Source organism: Arthrobacter sp. NtRootA1 (assembly GCF_019976975.1).
Taxonomy (GTDB): domain Bacteria; phylum Actinomycetota; class Actinomycetes; order Actinomycetales; family Micrococcaceae; genus Arthrobacter; species Arthrobacter aromaticivorans.
In genome coordinates this window covers 2,048,017-2,063,812 of the sequence record NZ_AP024630.1, presented here as the reverse complement: position 1 = coordinate 2,063,812, position 15,796 = coordinate 2,048,017, and the positions used below count along the sequence as shown (strand labels likewise).

15 protein-coding genes and 1 pseudogene are annotated in these 15,796 nt (G+C 61.7%); 8 read left to right on the top strand and 8 right to left on the bottom strand.

From position 1 onward, the window contains the following. Positions 1–49: 49 nt before the first annotated feature. Both LDN90_RS09425 and LDN90_RS09420 read left to right on the top strand, forming a co-directional pair. A complete protein-coding gene (locus LDN90_RS09425; RefSeq protein WP_223948803.1) occupies positions 50–841 on the top strand; it encodes a cyclase family protein in 792 nt (263 codons plus the stop codon). Further along, positions 838–2,514, top strand: coding sequence for a thiamine pyrophosphate-binding protein (locus LDN90_RS09420; protein WP_223948802.1), 1,677 nt, complete (start codon positions 838–840; stop codon positions 2,512–2,514). Before LDN90_RS09425 ends, LDN90_RS09420 begins: the two co-directional genes overlap by 4 nt. Positions 2,515–2,618: 104 nt before the next feature. On the opposite strand, the gene LDN90_RS09415 is transcribed toward LDN90_RS09420, so the two are convergent. Then, a complete protein-coding gene (locus LDN90_RS09415) occupies positions 2,619–3,875 on the bottom strand; it encodes an amidohydrolase (RefSeq protein ID WP_223948801.1) in 1,257 nt (418 codons plus the stop codon). A 71-nt stretch (positions 3,876–3,946) separates the two neighbouring features. Continuing rightward, positions 3,947–4,837 (bottom strand): sugar phosphate isomerase/epimerase, encoded by an 891-nt coding sequence (locus LDN90_RS09410; RefSeq protein ID WP_223948800.1) that lies wholly within the window; start codon positions 4,835–4,837, stop codon positions 3,947–3,949. Positions 4,838–4,974: 137 nt separating this feature from the next. Here LDN90_RS09410 and LDN90_RS09405 point away from each other — a divergent pair, with 137 nt between their 5' ends. Further along, a complete protein-coding gene (locus LDN90_RS09405; protein ID WP_223948799.1) occupies positions 4,975–6,141 on the top strand; it encodes an ROK family protein in 1,167 nt (388 codons plus the stop codon). A gap of 121 nt (positions 6,142–6,262) precedes the next feature. On the opposite strand, the gene LDN90_RS09400 is transcribed toward LDN90_RS09405, so the two are convergent. Together LDN90_RS09400 and LDN90_RS09395 are read right to left on the bottom strand one after the other, a co-directional pair. Beyond that, positions 6,263–6,643: a GNAT family N-acetyltransferase gene (locus tag LDN90_RS09400; protein WP_223948798.1), complete on the bottom strand. Its 381-nt coding sequence runs from the start codon at positions 6,641–6,643 to the stop codon at positions 6,263–6,265. An 88-nt stretch (positions 6,644–6,731) separates the two neighbouring features. Next, positions 6,732–7,214, bottom strand: coding sequence for a helix-turn-helix domain-containing protein (locus LDN90_RS09395; protein ID WP_223948797.1), 483 nt, complete (start codon positions 7,212–7,214; stop codon positions 6,732–6,734). A 127-nt stretch (positions 7,215–7,341) separates the two neighbouring features. On the opposite strand from LDN90_RS09395, the gene LDN90_RS09390 reads away from it, so the two are divergent. The 4 genes and pseudogenes from LDN90_RS09390 to LDN90_RS09375 all read left to right on the top strand — a co-directional run bounded on the left by LDN90_RS09390 (position 7,342) and on the right by LDN90_RS09375 (position 10,544). Continuing rightward, positions 7,342–8,058 carry an SDR family oxidoreductase gene (locus LDN90_RS09390; RefSeq protein ID WP_223948796.1) on the top strand — a complete coding sequence of 239 codons (717 nt, stop codon included), beginning with the start codon at positions 7,342–7,344 and terminating at the stop codon, positions 8,056–8,058. A 46-nt stretch (positions 8,059–8,104) separates the two neighbouring features. Next, the gene (locus LDN90_RS09385; RefSeq protein ID WP_223948795.1) at positions 8,105–8,341 is read left to right on the top strand and encodes a hypothetical protein; all 237 of its coding nucleotides are present in this window, start codon (positions 8,105–8,107) and stop codon (positions 8,339–8,341) included. 52 nt (positions 8,342–8,393) lie between these two features. Further along, complete coding sequence (locus LDN90_RS09380) at positions 8,394–9,215, top strand: hypothetical protein (RefSeq protein WP_223948794.1); 822 nt, start codon at positions 8,394–8,396, stop codon at positions 9,213–9,215. A 359-nt stretch (positions 9,216–9,574) separates the two neighbouring features. Continuing rightward, positions 9,575–10,544, top strand: a pseudogene (locus LDN90_RS09375) (IS481 family transposase). Positions 10,545–10,557: 13 nt separating this feature from the next. On the opposite strand, the gene LDN90_RS09370 reads toward LDN90_RS09375, so the two are convergent. Next, positions 10,558–11,439, bottom strand: coding sequence for a hypothetical protein (locus tag LDN90_RS09370; protein ID WP_223948793.1), 882 nt, complete (start codon positions 11,437–11,439; stop codon positions 10,558–10,560). A 472-nt stretch (positions 11,440–11,911) separates the two neighbouring features. Between LDN90_RS09370 and LDN90_RS09365 the strand changes: the two genes are divergently transcribed. Continuing rightward, positions 11,912–12,943, top strand: coding sequence for a DUF4192 domain-containing protein (locus LDN90_RS09365; RefSeq protein WP_223948792.1), 1,032 nt, complete (start codon positions 11,912–11,914; stop codon positions 12,941–12,943). A 93-nt stretch (positions 12,944–13,036) separates the two neighbouring features. Here the strand turns inward: LDN90_RS09365 and LDN90_RS09360 are convergent, their stop codons facing one another. The 3 genes from LDN90_RS09360 to LDN90_RS09350 are packed head-to-tail and all read right to left on the bottom strand — an operon-like array spanning position 13,037 to position 15,761. Then, entirely contained in the window at positions 13,037–13,717 is a 681-nt protein-coding gene (locus tag LDN90_RS09360; RefSeq protein ID WP_223948791.1) for an SDR family oxidoreductase, read from the bottom strand. Further along, on the bottom strand, positions 13,707–14,966 hold the full coding sequence (locus tag LDN90_RS09355) for an exo-alpha-sialidase (protein ID WP_223948790.1): 1,260 nt from the start codon (positions 14,964–14,966) through the stop codon (positions 13,707–13,709). Before LDN90_RS09355 ends, LDN90_RS09360 begins: the two co-directional genes overlap by 11 nt. Before the next feature lie 3 nt (positions 14,967–14,969). After that, positions 14,970–15,761 (bottom strand): aldolase/citrate lyase family protein, encoded by a 792-nt coding sequence (locus LDN90_RS09350; protein ID WP_223948789.1) that lies wholly within the window; start codon positions 15,759–15,761, stop codon positions 14,970–14,972. Between the last annotated feature and the right edge of the window lie 35 nt (positions 15,762–15,796).

Genomic DNA, 15,796 nt, shown 5'->3' with positions numbered 1-15,796 from the left:
GCAAATCAACTTCACACCAACTCAAACCCGCCTAAGCGATAGGAGAACAATGTCTGTTCTGGCCGGGCTCACAGCAGCCCTTTCGACTGGCTCGGTGGAAATCATCGACCTCACCACCCCGCTCAGCTCCGAAACCCCCATCCTGAACCTTCCGCAACCTTTCGCCAATACGGTTGGTTTGTCGGTCTCGCCGGTGAGTAATTTCGACGACGCCGGACCCGCCTGGGCGTGGAACGACGTCACCGTGGGAGAACACGCCGGGACGCACCTTGACGCTCCGGTGCACTGGATTACGGGTAAGGACGGCAAATCCGTCGACCAGATCGAGCCACACCGGTTGGTGGGTCCTCTGGTGGTGATCGACAAGGCTGCCGAGGTAGCGACGGATCCGGACTTCCTGTTGGAGCCGGAGCATTTTGAGCAGTGGCAGTCCGAGCACGGGCTGTTTCCGGAGAACTGCTGGGTGGTTTTCCGGACCGGTTGGGCGGCCCGTGGCGCTGACGCTGCGGCTTTCGTCAACGCGGACGACGCCGGTCCCCACACTCCCGGGGTCTCTGCGGCAGGTGCCAAGTGGCTGGCCGGTAACGACTCGATCAGCGGTTTCGGCGTGGAAACGGTGGGTATCGACGCCGGACAAGCTGGTTCGCTGGACCCGATGTTCCCCGTGCATTCGTTCCTGCTGGGCGCGGACAAGTACGGTGTGACCTCGCTGCGGAACGTGGACCGGCTCCCGGTCACGGGCGCCACCTTGCTGGTAGCCCCGCTGCCGATCGTGGGCGGGACGGGCAGCCCCAGCCGCGTGTATGCGCTCGTGGAAAAGGGCGAGGTGGAACGGGCATGAGCGGGCAGGTACGGGTTTCCACCCTGGTAGGCAGGACGCTGGCCAAACTCGGCGTGGGGTATGTTTTCGGCGTGGTGGGCTCCGGCAACTTCGATGTCACCGGCACCCTCATGGCCCAGGGCGTCCCCTTCACGGCGGCCCGGCATGAGGGCGGCGCCGCGACCATGGCCGATGCCTACGGGCGGATGTCCGGGAAAGTTGGCGTGGTCACCACGCATCAGGGCTGCGGGCTGAGCAACGCAATCACCGGGGTCGGTGAAGCGGCCAAAAGCCGGACTCCCATGATCGTGCTCACTGCTGATACGCAGGCCGCTGCGATCCGGTCCAACTTCAAGATCGACCAGGACGGCCTGGCACGCAGTGTCGGGGCCGTGGCCGAGCGGATCCACTCCCCCGCGACAGCCGTGGCGGACACCGTCCGGGCGTTCCGGACGGCGGTGAACGAACGCCGCACCGTGGTCCTCAGCCTGCCGCTGGACGTCCAGAGCGGGACCGCCGAGGACGAGGTGGGTGCCGTCGTCGTGCCTCAACCGCTGAAGATCCGCCCGGACGCCGCGGCGGTCCAGCAGCTGGTGGCCCTGATCTCCGCCGCGGAACGTCCCGTCTTCGTCGCCGGCCGCGGCGGCAGGGGTGCACGCGACGAAATCCTGGCCCTCGCCCGGCACGCCGGCGCGCTGGTAGCGACCTCCGCTGTGGCCAGTGGCCTGTTCAACGGCGACTCCCACAACCTCGGCATCTCCGGGGGTTTCTCCTCTCCTCTCACCGCGGAGTTCATAAGCGGCGCGGACCTCATTGTGGGTTGGGGTTGCGCGCTGAACATGTGGACCATGCGGCACGGGCGGCTGATCAATGCCGAGGCGAAGGTAGTGCAGATCGACGTCGAAGACACCGCGTTGGGCGCCAACCGGCCCATCACCCTCGGCGTCCTCGGTGATTCGGCGCTGACCGCAGCCGATGCCCTGGCAGCGTTGGCGGACGCGCAGCCTGAACCGGCGGAAAAGTACCGCACCGAAGCCAACGCCCTGGCCATCAAGCAGGGCTCGCGGTGGCAGGACGTCGAAACGGAAGACCTCTCCACCGCCGAGTCCATTGACCCGCGCGTCCTCACCCGGGAGCTGGATACCCTGCTGCCCTCCGAACGGATCGTGTCCGTGGACTCCGGCAACTTCATGGGCTATCCCAGCCAGTATTTGGCCGTGCCCGACGAGTACGGGTTCTGCTTCACCCAAGCCTTCCAGGCAATCGGGCTGGGCCTCTACACGGCCATCGGGGCGGCCGCTGCCCAACCCGGCCGGCTGCCTGTCCTGGGCGCCGGCGACGGCGGCTTCCTCATGGGCATCAGCGAACTCGAAACCGCCGTCCGGATGAAACTCCCCCTGGTCTGCATCGTCTACAACGACGCCGCCTACGGAGCCGAAGTCCACCACTTCGCGTCCGGGCACTCCGAACAGGACCTCTCCAGCGTGGTGTTCCCCGACACCGACATCGCCGCGATCGGACGCGGGTTTGGGGCTGAAGGCGTCACCGTCCGAACCGTAGCCGACCTGGCCGCCGTCGAGCCTTGGCTGGCCGCCTACCGCGCCGGAACGCAAACCAAGCCACTGGTCATCGACGCGAAAATAGCCTCCGACGGCGGCTCCTGGTGGCTGGCCGAGGCGTTCCAAGGCCACTAACGCCCGGGTATAAGCCTGTAACCGTGATCGAGGAAGGGCCGGACGCTGCCAGCGTCCGGCCCTTCTGTTTCGTCTCAAGCCCTTTCGGGGCGCAGGTCACATAATTACGGATGCTCCCGCAGGAGTGTCTCCAAGACGTCGACCGCCAGTGGAATTGTTCGCTCGTCTGCATCGAAGGTCGCACTATGATGCGGACCAGGGCTGGACGCACCCACCATGAGGTAGGCTCCGATGCCGCCATGGAGTTGAACGTGGCGAATCATCAAATTGGCATCATCGCTCCCAGCAAATGTTTGCGTCCGATGGACTTTTCCGACCTTGGGATGCTTGCTAAACGCGTTCACGAGGAGATCGATCATCTCCTCGTCAGGACTGATGGTCGCAGACTGTCCCATGATGGCAACGTCGTGTTCCACGCCCTGCGCCAGGCTTGCTCCGGCAACGATCTCCCGTATCCTGGCAGTGACCTCCTCAACGACCTCGTCGTCGGTTGCCCGTGCCTCGCAAGTCATGGTTGCCGCAGCCGGAACAATATTCACACCATCACCAGCGATCAGGGTGCCAACATTCACTCTGGTGTCAGCGGTGCTGAACCGAGGAATCCCCATGATTCCGATAGCCCCGGTTGACGCAGCGATCAGGGCGTTCCTGCCCGCTTCCGGCATTCCAGCAGCATGGGAGGCACGGCCCGAAAAATTCACCAAAAGCTTCCGTGTCGCCATCCCGCCGGTGAAACTTCCCACGACTTCTCCGAAGGGCATCCCGCCTGCAACGTGAATCGCCAGCATATGGTCAATCCCGTCCAGAGCTCGCGCGTCAATCATCGTTTGAGCCCCACGGACTCCCTCCTCAGCCGGCTGAAAGAGCACACGAAGAGATCCTGCGAAACCGCGGTCCGAAAGCCTGTGCAGCAGCCCAACCCCAACCGTCGTGTGAACATCGTGACCACAGGCGTGCATGGCAGCAACGGCTGAGTTGAAACCTTCGTCAGCCGGATAGTGGCCCAGGGCAGAGGACTCGAGCATGGGAAGAGCGTCCATGTCGACCCTCAGACCCCACGTGGGGCCGGCTCTGTCACCCGCCAGGTCAACGATCAGGGCGGTGCCATTATCGCGAAAGTAGGCAGCTCTTTCGGGCCTGACTCCGGATTCGACGGCCAGGTCCGCCCACGTTGCCAACGTGTCTTTCGTCGGTAGATTGATCACCCGGCTTAGATCGCTGGCCGCCACGCCTGATATGACGGTTACAGGCAGCCCAACCAAGGAAGCTTCAACCCTGGCAGCCGTGCCCACTTCCGCGAACGCTGGTTCAGGATGCCTGTGTAGTTCGCGCCTGAACGCAATCAATTGCTCATTGTTCAATACGTATCCCTCCATCAGCGGTGATAATGCACTCGCCCGTTCATTCCACGGCCTATGCCCAACTGGGGGGATTAAGAAAGAGACTTGAGCCATTTGCCGCAAACTTCAATGCTCTCCTCGGCCGTGGGGCGGTTCCCCTTGTCCACCTCGATGACGGTCCAGCCCTCGTATCCAGAAGGCAGTGCGTTGAAAATCGCGTTGAAGTCCGCGTCACCAGTGCCCGGCTCCGTCCAAAGAACCCTCTGGATCGCGCTCTTGTAATCGAGCCGCTCCGACCTGGCCACGCTGGCCGTGTCCATGAACAAGTCTTTGATGTGGACACCTGAGATTCGATCAGCATAGTCAGAAAGAAGGGACGTAACATCAGCGCCTGCCCACGCCAAATGGCCCGTGTCGGGGCCGAACTTCAGCGTGCTTGAAGGTATGGCCTCCAGTACCGAGCGCGTCTCGGATTCCGTTTCTATCCATGTCCCCACGTGAGGATGAAGGGCTGGAACCACCCCGGCTGCGTTTACAACCTCAGCCGCCGTTCCCACGTAGTCGATAATGACGTTCATCCTGTCATCCGAATACTGATGCCCGACAGCCGAATGCTGATCTACGCGTGCGCTACCCAAGGCCATACCCAGCGCGAGAAATGACAGCTCGCTGCCTGCGGCAGCGTTCGCCTCCGCTGTGGCCTTACTACGCCGCAGGTGTTCCACGCGAAGTTCCGGGTCATCTGACCACCGGAGCCCAACATAGCCCGGTCCCGCCGCGAGACCGGCGCTCTCAAGCTTCCTGCGATAGGCGTCCGGGGACAGTCCCGGTGGCACGGAGCAGTGTACGTATTTGAAGCCCTGAGAAGCGATGTATTCCAACTGCTGCTCCAGCGGGGGTGCGATGCTTGGATCGATCCACCCATCTTCAGTGGCCACGTATTGGAGTGGGTTCAGGGCAATGCGGTCTTTATTGATGTTCATGTATCTTCCCTCGGAGTCTCGCCTAACTACTAAGGCTTTGGGGACGTTTAACGTCGCTTCCCCATCAATATAGAAAGAAACTAAGATTGTTCTCTAGATGCCGTACTTAATTTGATATCGAACAAAGGTTTTTGGCTGTGCAGACTCATGGACATGACGGGAACAGTGGGCTGATTCTCGATCCAGTGATCAAAGGCAAAGCCACCAGCCGTGCCGGCATTGCCCGCGTCACCGGGCTTGCGAGATCCACTGTCGGCCAGTACGTGGACCGGATGATCACACAAGGTCTCCTTGTCGAAAGCGCCGAAAAAAACCAGGGCACCGGGAGACCTTCAAGAAAGTTGCAACTGGGCGACAAGGCCGGGGTGGTGGCCGTCGTCGAGCTTGATGTGACCTCTGCGCAAATAGCCGTACTCGACTTGCGGTCGACTATTCTCGGGCGGTCGTGGATATCCATCGCCCAGGACGCACAGGTGGAGGAAACCACTGCGCGCATTGTTTCCAAGGTGATCGATACGGTTGACGATGCCGGGAGAAAAGGTGATCTTCGGTGGCTTGTGCTCGGCGCGCCTTCTCCCGTAACCACGGTACGAAATGTTGCAGAATCCGTTTCCAGATCCGGCTACTGGTGGGATAACGTCCCACTAAGCGCTGCGATTGCACTCCATACAGACGTACCTGTGACCGTGGAAAATGACGCCAACCTGAGGGCGATCGCCGAGTCTCCGGAAGCTCGCGAAACCGGTCCCATGATCTACGTCCACCTTTCCTCCGGGCTGGGAGCCGGAATCGTGGGGGCCGATGGCGAACTATATCGGGGAGCCGACGGTGTCGCAGGGGATATAGGCCACATGAGGATCGGAAACAGGTCTGGGAAACTGTGCGCCTGCGGACGTAAAGGATGCGTCGGGGAAAGAGTTACCCGACTCTCTGTTCTTAGAGATGTGGGGCTTCTCCATGATCAAGATCAAAGCTCCGGCATGGAAGCACTGAGACTCCGGATTCGACAAAGTGATACCGCCGCGCTGGAACGGATTCGAGAGTATGCATCGCTGACCGGAGAGCTGATAGCGACCGCTGCCAACTTCTACAATCCCCGGACCGTCATTTTGGGCGGCGAGATGGCATACCTGGGGGACGAGGTTCTCTCGGGAGTGAGGGCTGGAATATATGAGCACTCCTTGCCCATCATCAGCCGTGGCCTCTCCGTCAAACTGTCAACACAGCGAGCGGACGGAGCTTTGATCGGGGGCGGCCAGTTAGCCGCCCGGAAAGTATTAAACAAGATCACCGCGGGTCCCTGATTTCGGCGGCCGAAGCTCTTTTTCAAAGCATATGGATGTCGGGATGGCGTGATCGTAGGGAGGGTAGGTCGGTATCTGTCTATATCCGAGCTTTCTATACAGAGCTTCAGCTTCCGGCTGCTTACCCCCTGTTTGCAGGATAACGCGGGGGGGCGCCGGCACATGCAGCAATCCTCTCGAGTTCAGTCATGAGTGCGGTCGCTGCGCCCGTACCTCGGGCTGCGGGGTCAGTAATGACCCGCTTGACCTCCCATTCCCCGTTCAACCGGCGAAGGGCGCCGTGCCCTATGGCTTCGCCGACAGCATTGATTACCAGCACGTTGGCAATGAAATCCTGCGGTGGCACGGACAAGGCTTTTCTCGCTGCTTCTGAAAGCTGGTGCTCTTTTTCGGTGGCATACCTGGCCAGAAGCTCGTTCGTTAACAGGTCCCGCAAACGGGCTGCCCGGGGGTCCTCGAAGTCAACCAACTCCGGTGTCAGTGCCGTAGGATCGCTGGTCATTCTTCTTCTCCTGATGTGTGCCTTGTCGACAGTCCTTGTTGGGTGCGGCCGCTAGAGCGACGAGGCGGCGCGTTCAGTCACCTCGAATTCACCCTTGCTGGCCCGCGGGGTCCACGTCGGCCGCAGAAACGAGGGGGCCCAGCATCAGGCTGCCCGGCTTGAATTCTTCGCCGCATGCTGCGCAGGTCAGCACCGGTTTCAGGTCGGCACCGCAAGTGTGCCGGTAGGAGGCGCGGGGTGTCTCGTCGCGCATCCAGGTACTGCTCCACGCCGCGAGCGAGATAAGAATCGGAGCAACTTCAGTCCCGGAGGTTGTGAGGTGGTACTCATGCCGCGGGGGACGCTCTGAATATTGGACGCGCTCAATAACGCCGTGGTTTTCCAGAGTGCGGAGCCGGTTTGTCAGAGTATCGCGTGAAGCGCCGGTGTTGCGGGCTATCTCGTCAAAACGATGAACGCCCAGGGACATCTCCCGAAGGGCCAGCAGCGCCCATCGCTCACCCAGCACTTCGAGCCCTGTTGCGATAAAGCACGCCCTGGGCGCGTCCCTGGACGTATTGGTTGGTGTCATGACTTCCCTGCCTTCAGCACTTTCTTCAAGCATACAAGTTAGTTGGAAAATCCAACCCACTGGGCTACTCTGACTTTCGAAGGCTGCGGCAACCGCGTCGCCGCCCTGTCTAAGCTCAGGAGAATTCATGCCACACCTGTCGGGTGCCGTCGTCCTTGTCACCGGCGCTAATGGAGGACTCGGGCGCGAGTTCGTGGAACAGGCCCTCGCTCGTGGAGCTGCGAAGGTGTATGCGACGGCCCGCCGTCCCCAGTCATGGCACGATTCCCGCATCGTCCCTCTCGCTCTCGATGTCACCAGCCCTGCCTCGATCCGGGCCGCCGTCGCGCAAGCTCCGGACGTCAGTCTTCTGATTAACAACGCCGGCATTTCCGTGGAATCGGACACACTGGCGGGACTCCCCGAGGAGGATTTCCGTCGGGTCATGGAGACCAATTTCTTCGGGCCGGTCGCACTGACCCGGGCCTTCGCCCCCGTGCTCGCCGCCAACGAGACGTCCGCAGTCCTCAATATCCACTCGGCGCTTAGCTGGATCGCACTCACCGGCGCCTACAGCGCATCGAAGGCCGCGTTGTGGTCGGCAACCAACTCCTTCCGGCTGGAACTGGCCCCCCAAGGGACGCATGTCACCGGTGTCCACGTGGCCTTCATCGACACGGCCATGGCTAAGGGCGTCGACGCCCCAAAAATCTCTCCGGAGGAAGTCGTACGCAAGTCCTTCGACGGGCTTGAGCAGGCAGAGTACGAGGTCATCGTGGACGACACCACCGCCAGAGTGAAGCACGGCCTCGCCGGTCCGATCATGGACCTGTACCCGGGCCTGACCAGCACCGCTGCGGTGTGACCGGGCAAGCCCCGACGCTTCCTTCAGAACCCAGAGAGATACATTGATGACTTCCAGCACCTCCGCTGAGCGGTCGGAAACCTTCACTTGGACGGACCAGGCGATGGCCCTCCAACAACTGCCGCTACTAACCGGCATGGACTACTTCTCGGACCTCCGCGACGGCAGCTTGGTCCCATCCAGCCCAGTGTCGGCCCGCAGCGCTGCAGCGACAACGGTTCTTTTCATCGGGTGCCGTTCGCTGGGACTCCCTGGGGTGCCTCCCGAAGTGGCACACGCTTAGAAGAACCGCTGACCCTAATCAACAGGTGCGTCGGGCACTGTAAGTTGATGGCATGGTGGAAAGCGAACATCTGTGGGCTGCGCGGATCGAGAGGTGTTTCGGCGCGGTCCGGGCCTGGTCTCTACGAATCACGGCTCCTGATGAGGTGGAGGCTGGCAGTTCACTTGCCGGCGATGACAAGGACCTGGTTACGGCTCCCGTGCGGACAGCGGCCTGGTCTGGTCTCCTGTCGGCTGTCGACCATCTGGCGCTGATGGCAGACCTCCCCGGCGAGGATGGGCTTAGCATGCGGCCTACCTCGCTCTACACTCCGGCGCGGGCCGCCCTTTTGGGAGCGTCCCAGGCTGTGTGGGTCCTAGGTGGCGGCACCAGGGCGATCCGCAGGGCCCGGGCCCTGTCCGTTGCCGAAGATGAGCGTGCGCAGCACCGCAAATTCCTGTGGGACTACACCAACGATGCGTACGCGAAGGCCAACTTCAGCCACCAGCTCATAGAGGAGATGAACGACCTGGCCGCCCGACTGACGGCTGAAATCAAGCGCATCCGCGCGCTGCAGAAGGAACACCCGAAGATCGATTCTGACGCCACGACAATGATGCGAGATGCGGCAGAGCACCTGTCCAGGGGCAGTTCAACGGAGGACCAGTGGATGCGCTTCGCCCTCGCGTACGAATGGCGGGTCGCCAGTGCCGCAGCCCACGGCCGGTCCTGGCCGGTGTTTGTCCGCAGGACGGGGAAGGCCAAGGCTGCCGGCGGTGAGTTGCGCAGTCTCACGACAACGGCCGAGGAGCTCGGCAAAGCCGTCGGAGCGGCAACTCTGATGACCAGTGAAGCATGGCGTCTTCGGGATCTCCGGCGGGTCAACCACCCCTGAGCCCACAGGCCTCCAAGCCCCCAGGCGGGCCTTGATGCGGTGGTGGACCCTCAAACCCCGGCGTACCTCGGCGACCCGCCAACCATGGACTGGCCCGGAAGTCCGGCATCCGCCACGTCCAGAGCCGTATGCCTGGCTGCCTCTGGCCAATAACGGCGCATATGACCGAACTCAACTACTCGTACTGCTCCTCCTGGGTACATGGAACGTGACCACGAGAACTAGCTGTACTGTCCCGGTTGGTTGATGACACGGGTTTGGAATTGACGCAATAAAGAGGACCTCCGGGTGTCGTGTGGAGCTAGTCGAGAGCAATCACACATACCAGGAGGTCCTCGTGTCCCACTCTAACGCGATCCTTGCCCCCTGCCGGCCGCCTGAGGCTGGCCCGGTGCGTGGTCGATGGCCACTGGCCTTTGCGCCGGGCCGCCGAACGGTTCAACGTTTCGGTACCAACGGCGGCCCGCTGGGCCAAGCGCTATGTCGAGCTCGGCGAAGCCGGCATGCAGGACCGTTCCAGCCGGCCACTGAGCTGTCCGCACCGAAGTGCGGCGCGGACAGAGCGCAGTGTTGTTGGTCTACGGACATCCAAACGTCGGGGCCCGCCAGGATTGCCTACCACCTGCATCTGAACATCTCCACGGTCCACCGCATCCTCCACCGCTACCACTGCCCGCCGCTGCGCTTCACGGACCGTTCAACGGGGATTAGGATCCGCCAGGAACGCGCCCGCCGCTATGAGTACGCCTGGCCAGAGGAGATGATCCACGTCGATGTGAAGAAGCTCGGCAGGATCCCCGATGGTGGAGGCCACCGCAGCTTGCCGGGCAAGCCAATGCCCGTGCCCGGAATCTCGCTGAAGGAACCCGCGAGAACCGGGGAATGCTTCGTGGGTACACGTTCATTCACCACGCCGTGGATGATCACTCCCGCTACGTCTATTCCGAGATCCTGCCCGACGAGACCAAAGAGACCGCCTCGGCCTTCATGGCCAACGCGATTGCCGCGTTCGCCGCCCACGGCGTGAAGATCCAACGCGTGCTCACCGATAACGGCGCTTGCTACCGATCCAAGGCCTTCGCGCAGGTCCTGGCCGACGCCGGCATCAGCCACAAACGCACCAGACCCTACCGACCCCAAACCAACGGCAAAGTCGAACGCTTCAACCGCATCCTCCTCGAAGAATGGGCTTACGCCCGGCCCTACACCTCAGAAGCCGAACGACAGGCCTGTTACCCCGATTTCATCAAGCACTACAATCACACCAGGCCACACACCGCGCTCAAAGGCGCCTCACCAGCCAGCCCCGTCAACAAGCTACCGGGTTAGGACAACTAGCCTTCTACGCTACCCACTCATCTCCAACGCACCGTCTCGGGTCCTTGCCGACCTCGTCGGCGATTGCTGCCGAAAAAGCAAGCTTGGCTCTCACGAAATCTGCAAATGACTCGCTAGTCACGACATCGATATCGAAGACACCGTTGACCGACCTGCTTTTTAGTTCTCGACGTGTGGTAACCCACGGCTTCTTTGCGACTTCAGGAGTGTCGGCCGAAGCATCGACAACAAACAAATCTGCACTGATGAGTACGACGGGGAAGCACAGATCGACCATGACCCATTTATCTCGATGACCCGCAATTCCCGAGTAGTACTCGGTAGTGACCGCACCCTTCTGAGTCGCTCTAAGTGCCTTGGCCAGAGGATAAACCAGAGATGTGAATATGCCGTTGTTGTTCGCACTCCAGCCGCCACCCTTTACGCGATCGAGTCGTGTAAGTTGCGTCGCTCGAAAGTGATCCTCACCGTGGCCAAGTGCGACATTGTCGAACCCAAGGGCTCCCCAAGCTGGCGCGTAAGTAGTCGTGTTTCCTTCACGTTGAACTGGGAAGTTCTGCACAGGCAACACATGCTGAGTTGGATTTCTTTGCAAGTGGTACTCAGGCAGCACATGGCCTATGGCCGCATATGGTTGGCTACTTTGCTTACATTCAACCAGAAACTTGACTCCAACGATGATTTTGTTTGCCTCATCGCGGAGCATCTGCTTGTACGCCCAAACGTCCAATTCTCGCGAGACGGAGGGGTCGTCGGCGTCTTGATAGGCCCAACCAGACCTCGGGTGAACCTCATGCTCCTTGAGGATTCGCAATGCGTGCTGTTCTAGCAGCCAGCCTGCGGACTCTACTGCAGACAGCAACTCTTCGTTGGTAGGTGAGCTCACGAGAGAATGATATTTGAGAATCACCGCCATTGGTGTATTTCCAGGATACATATGCTTCCGATATGCGCTCCGGCCGCTGACTCAGGTTTCGTTACAGCGATGAGAGGCAGTCTCATCCTCATGGAGGTTTCTCTGACGGACTTGCTTGCGGTCCAAGCTGGATAAACGCATTGGAATTTGGCGGCTGTCGTCATGTCGCTGCGTTTAGCACGGTGCATGAAAGGCCATAAGTAACAAAGCTGTTTGTCATTCTGATATCCGATCATCGCTGGCAGGATTCTCCGCGCAACCTAGGCGCCAAGGGCGCTGGCCCGCACCGGAAACGTCACTCGACGCTAGTGCGCCGGTCTGTCCTCCCAGGCCCTTCCGACCCTGCCTGGTCCTCCAAGTTGCACTCCAGCCCCCAGACCGGCCGACAGGTCCCCGATCAGAACGGCCCACAGAAGAACGGACAAAGGCAAGGAAAAGGACAATGAATGCGCTCACCATCAAGGACCCGGCAGACCTCCTGAGCTTCATCGGGCATACCCTCGGGTTCTGGCCCCAAGAAAGCCTGGTCTGCATCACCCTGGACAAGGGCAAGGTTGGAGCCACCCTCCGCATCGACCTTCCCCGGCACCCCGGGACAGAACTCCCCTACGCCAAGACGGTCAGCAGTTACCTCACCAGTGACACCAGCGCGACGAGCATCGTGTTCGCCCTGTACACCTCCCAGCACTGCCAACCAGGACAACCGAAGCCATATGCAACGACCATCGCGGCGCTCACGGGAGTGCTCGCGGAAAACGGCATTACCATCCGCGACGGGATTTTCGTCAACGACGACACCTACTCCCCCTATGACAGCGAGCCCGACCAGGACATCAGTCTTCCCATCAGCTCCACCGAGTACAGCCGCGTCAACGCGGAGTTCATTTACCGCGGCAGCACCATCGAACCAACCAACCAGATCGTCCTCCCAGCGCCCACCCAATCGGCAGACCGCGCCTTCGCCGTCGAAGAACGTATGAACACCATCCGAACCCAAGCACCCCATCAAGCCGCCCTACAAGCGAGTCAACTTTGGACTGGCATGCTCGGCAGCAATGACTTCCCCACAAGCGAGGACTGCACTCAACTCATCGCGAACTTCCAATTTCCGCACATCCGCGACCAGCTCATGGCCGACATCCCCGGTATCGACGAACCTCCCCAACGCATCCTCTTCGCCCAAACTGAGACTGCACCTCAATGGTCGCGGATCGAGTGGGCCCAACAACTACTCATTCATGCGTACACGAGAACCAGCCCACAACACGCAGCACCGATCCTCACCACGATCGGCTACATCAACTGGTGGGAGGGCCGAGGCTCCAAAGCGCACCAATACATGCAACTCGCTCTCGACGCCGACCCCGGCTACCGGTTCGCACGCCTCTCCGACCAGATGCTTGGAGCTGGAATCATCGCTGGATGGAACACCAACAGAGACACCGCCTACAAGACCCGACTCGATATGCCCTAAGCCCCGCTGTTCCCCTCTTTGGAAAAGTCATCACACCCACGAATGGGTAGGCAGGTGACTGTTTTAACTACCCTAGGCTAGCGTAATCGGCGCCTAGAGCGAGGCGCCCCCGCAGATCACGTAGTTTTGGCCTGTGATCGACTTGCCATGCGGACTCAGGAGGAAGGCTGCCAGGGCGGCCACGTCCTCTGGGTCCACCAAAGCACCCAAAGCGGGCATCCGTACAGGGGTGGCGGCACGGCCAGGATCATTCAGCATGGGGGTATCCGTGGGGCCGGGCGAGAGAACGTTGACCGTGATTCCACGGGGTGCCAACTCCTGCGCCCACGTCCGTCCCAGCCCCATTAGAGCTGCCTTGGTGGCAGCATAGTGGCTTTTCCCCGGCATCCCCGTGGAGGTACGGCTGCCCAACAGAATGATCCTGCCGCCGTCGGGCATTCCTGGAACCAGTGCGTTGGCCAGGACGCTCGCGGCAGCGACGTGCACGGTGAACATGCCCGCCAGGGCTTCCGGGTCGAGGTCGCCCAGGTGGGCGGTGCGTTGGTAACCCGCGGCGTGAACCAGCGCATCAACAGGCCGCAGCCCGGCCAGTGAAGCGCCAAGGGACGCAGGATACGCGAGGTCGGCCTGCAGCCACTCGAACTTTCCGTCAAGCTTGGTGGCCGTCCTGCTGAGGCCCGTCACGGACCAGCCATCGACCAACAAGCGCCGCGCAATGGCCTGGCCGATCCCAGAGCTGGCACCCGTGACCACCGCATGCTGATCAACCGTCATTGATCGTCCCATCCTCCAGACCGCCCGGGGTCAGGGTTCCTTCGTAGGCCCACTGCGGATCCACCCGAACGAACTTGATGGCCTGCCGGAAGTACGTGTAAGCGATGTTCAGGGAGCCGTCCGGGCCCTGGTGGATGGACGGGTAGGAGTATTCGCGGTTGAGGCCGTCCCGGGAGTTGTTGGACAGGCAGTACCCGTCGCCGACGTCGAGGTTCCGACGGATGGGCCAGGACCGGCCGGAGTCTTCGGAAATGGCCAGGGTCATGGGCGACCGGGGCGTTCCCCAGAAGGCTTTCCGGGCACCGTCGTCAACAACAGAGGCATCCGGCTCGGCCACCTGCCCCTGCTCCTCGGCCAGGCCGTCATCGTCGATTTCGTCGTACAGCGAGAGGCGCCGTTCGGTGTTTTCACCGGCCCGGCTGTGGTTATAGACGAGGGCGAGGCGGCCGTCCGCCAAGGCAGCAAACTGGATGGACGAGTTGTTGTTCGGCAGTTCCGTGGGGACTGGTTCGCTCCAGGTGGTGCCATCGTCTGTGGAGCGGGACTCGTAGATGGAGTCCGCCCAGCGGCTACGGAAGAGGGCCAGCAGGGAACCGTCGGAAACGGGCTGGATGTTCATGTGCACGCAGCCCAGGCTCCCGGGCAGGACGTGTTCGCTCCAGGTGGCGCGGGCGTCGTCCGAGATCATCACCGCGCTGTCGTCGCTGTTACCCACCCACTTTTCGCCCGGTGTGGTGATGCACCGGAAGATCGGCACAATCATCCGGCCCGAAGGCAGCACCACAGGGAGCTGACGGACAAAGACGCCCCCGGTTTGGTTGGCAGGGAACAGGGTTTCAGGCTCGCCCCAGGTGCGGCCTCCGTCGGTTGACGTACGACGGCGGACCTCGGCCGTGTCCTGGTTGCCCGCCTTTTGGGCGGTGTAGAGCAGCCAGAGGGCGCCGTCGGGGGCCGTGAAGAGGATGGGGTTTTGCTCTGAGCGGGTGGGGTCATTGGATAACTGCTGCGGTTCGGACCATTGGCTGCTTCCGGGTTCCAGGGTGGAGAACCAGATGGAGATGTCAGGCACGCCTTCCTGGGTGCCGCCGAACCAGACGCAACCGAGGCGGCCGTCGGGAAGGGTGAGCAGGTTGGCTGCATGGCTTTGGACAGTGGGGGCGGGCAGGTAGGCGAATTCAATCCCGTCCAGGCTTTTGACGGTGCCGTCGGGCGTGATGTCGCTGTAGTGGTTGCTGATGGTGTTCTGCATGGGCTAGCCCTTCTGGGTTCCGGCAGCGGAGGTCGCGGCGTCGAGGTGGGACTTGGCGATCTGTTCCAGGTGCGTCAGGTCCGAGGCGATGGTCGTGAAGGTGTAGCCCTGCTGCAGGCGCTGGTTGGCCACGGTGCCAGCCGGGGTGTGGATTCCGGCGGCAATGCCTGCGGAGGCTGCGGCTTCGGCGATGGTTTCCAGTGCGGCGTTGAATTCGGTTTCGACGGCGGGGTCGCCCGGGAAAGCGCCACCTACGGCGATGGCCAGGTCTGATGGCCCCACGTAAATGCCGTCGAGGCCAGGAGTGGCGCAGATTTCCTTGACGTTGGCCAGGCCGTCGGGTGTCTCGATCATGGCGAAGACCAGGGTGGCGGCGTTGGCATCGGCCGGTTTGGGTCCGATCCGGAGGGCGGAGCGCATCGGTCCGTAGGAACGGCCGCCCATGGGCGGGTTTTTGGCGGCGGCAACGGCAGCGGCCGCATCCTCGGCGGTGTTCACGAGGGGGACGATGACGCCCACGGCACCGGCGTCGAGTGCCTTGCCGATTGCGGTCAGGTTGTTGTCCTCCACCCGGACCATACCGACGGCGGTGTTCCCGGCGTCGATGGCCATCAGCCCGTTGAGCACCCCGGAGTAGCCGAGGAGACCGTGCTGAGCATCAAGTGCAACGTAGTCATAGCCGAGCCTGGCAATACGTTCAGTGGCGACGGGTGCGTCCAGCACCGCCCAGTACCCTACCGCTTGTTCCCGTGCGCGGACTTTGCGGGCGAATTCAAGGGCCAGTTCGGATGTCATGAAAATTCTCTACCTTCAGTTGCGGTGGCGTGTGT

What these genes read in the sequence shown, in the direction of transcription:
- LDN90_RS09395 (WP_223948797.1), bottom strand. Translation starts at nt 7,214, where the DNA reads ATGACACCAACCAATACGTCCAGGGACGCGCCCAGGGCGTGCTTTATC.
- LDN90_RS09350 (WP_223948789.1), bottom strand. Translation starts at nt 15,761, where the DNA reads ATGACATCCGAACTGGCCCTTGAATTCGCCCGCAAAGTCCGCGCACGG.
- LDN90_RS09385 (WP_223948795.1), top strand. Translation starts at nt 8,105, where the DNA reads ATGACTTCCAGCACCTCCGCTGAGCGGTCGGAAACCTTCACTTGGACG.
- LDN90_RS09365 (WP_223948792.1), top strand. Translation starts at nt 11,912, where the DNA reads ATGAATGCGCTCACCATCAAGGACCCGGCAGACCTCCTGAGCTTCATC.
- LDN90_RS09380 (WP_223948794.1), top strand. Translation starts at nt 8,394, where the DNA reads ATGGTGGAAAGCGAACATCTGTGGGCTGCGCGGATCGAGAGGTGTTTC.
- LDN90_RS09410 (WP_223948800.1), bottom strand. Translation starts at nt 4,837, where the DNA reads ATGAACATCAATAAAGACCGCATTGCCCTGAACCCACTCCAATACGTG.
- LDN90_RS09390 (WP_223948796.1), top strand. Translation starts at nt 7,342, where the DNA reads ATGCCACACCTGTCGGGTGCCGTCGTCCTTGTCACCGGCGCTAATGGA.
- LDN90_RS09355 (WP_223948790.1), bottom strand. Translation starts at nt 14,966, where the DNA reads ATGCAGAACACCATCAGCAACCACTACAGCGACATCACGCCCGACGGC.
- LDN90_RS09425 (WP_223948803.1), top strand. Translation starts at nt 50, where the DNA reads ATGTCTGTTCTGGCCGGGCTCACAGCAGCCCTTTCGACTGGCTCGGTG.
- LDN90_RS09400 (WP_223948798.1), bottom strand. Translation starts at nt 6,643, where the DNA reads ATGACCAGCGATCCTACGGCACTGACACCGGAGTTGGTTGACTTCGAG.
- LDN90_RS09420 (WP_223948802.1), top strand. Translation starts at nt 838, where the DNA reads ATGAGCGGGCAGGTACGGGTTTCCACCCTGGTAGGCAGGACGCTGGCC.
- LDN90_RS09360 (WP_223948791.1), bottom strand. Translation starts at nt 13,717, where the DNA reads ATGACGGTTGATCAGCATGCGGTGGTCACGGGTGCCAGCTCTGGGATC.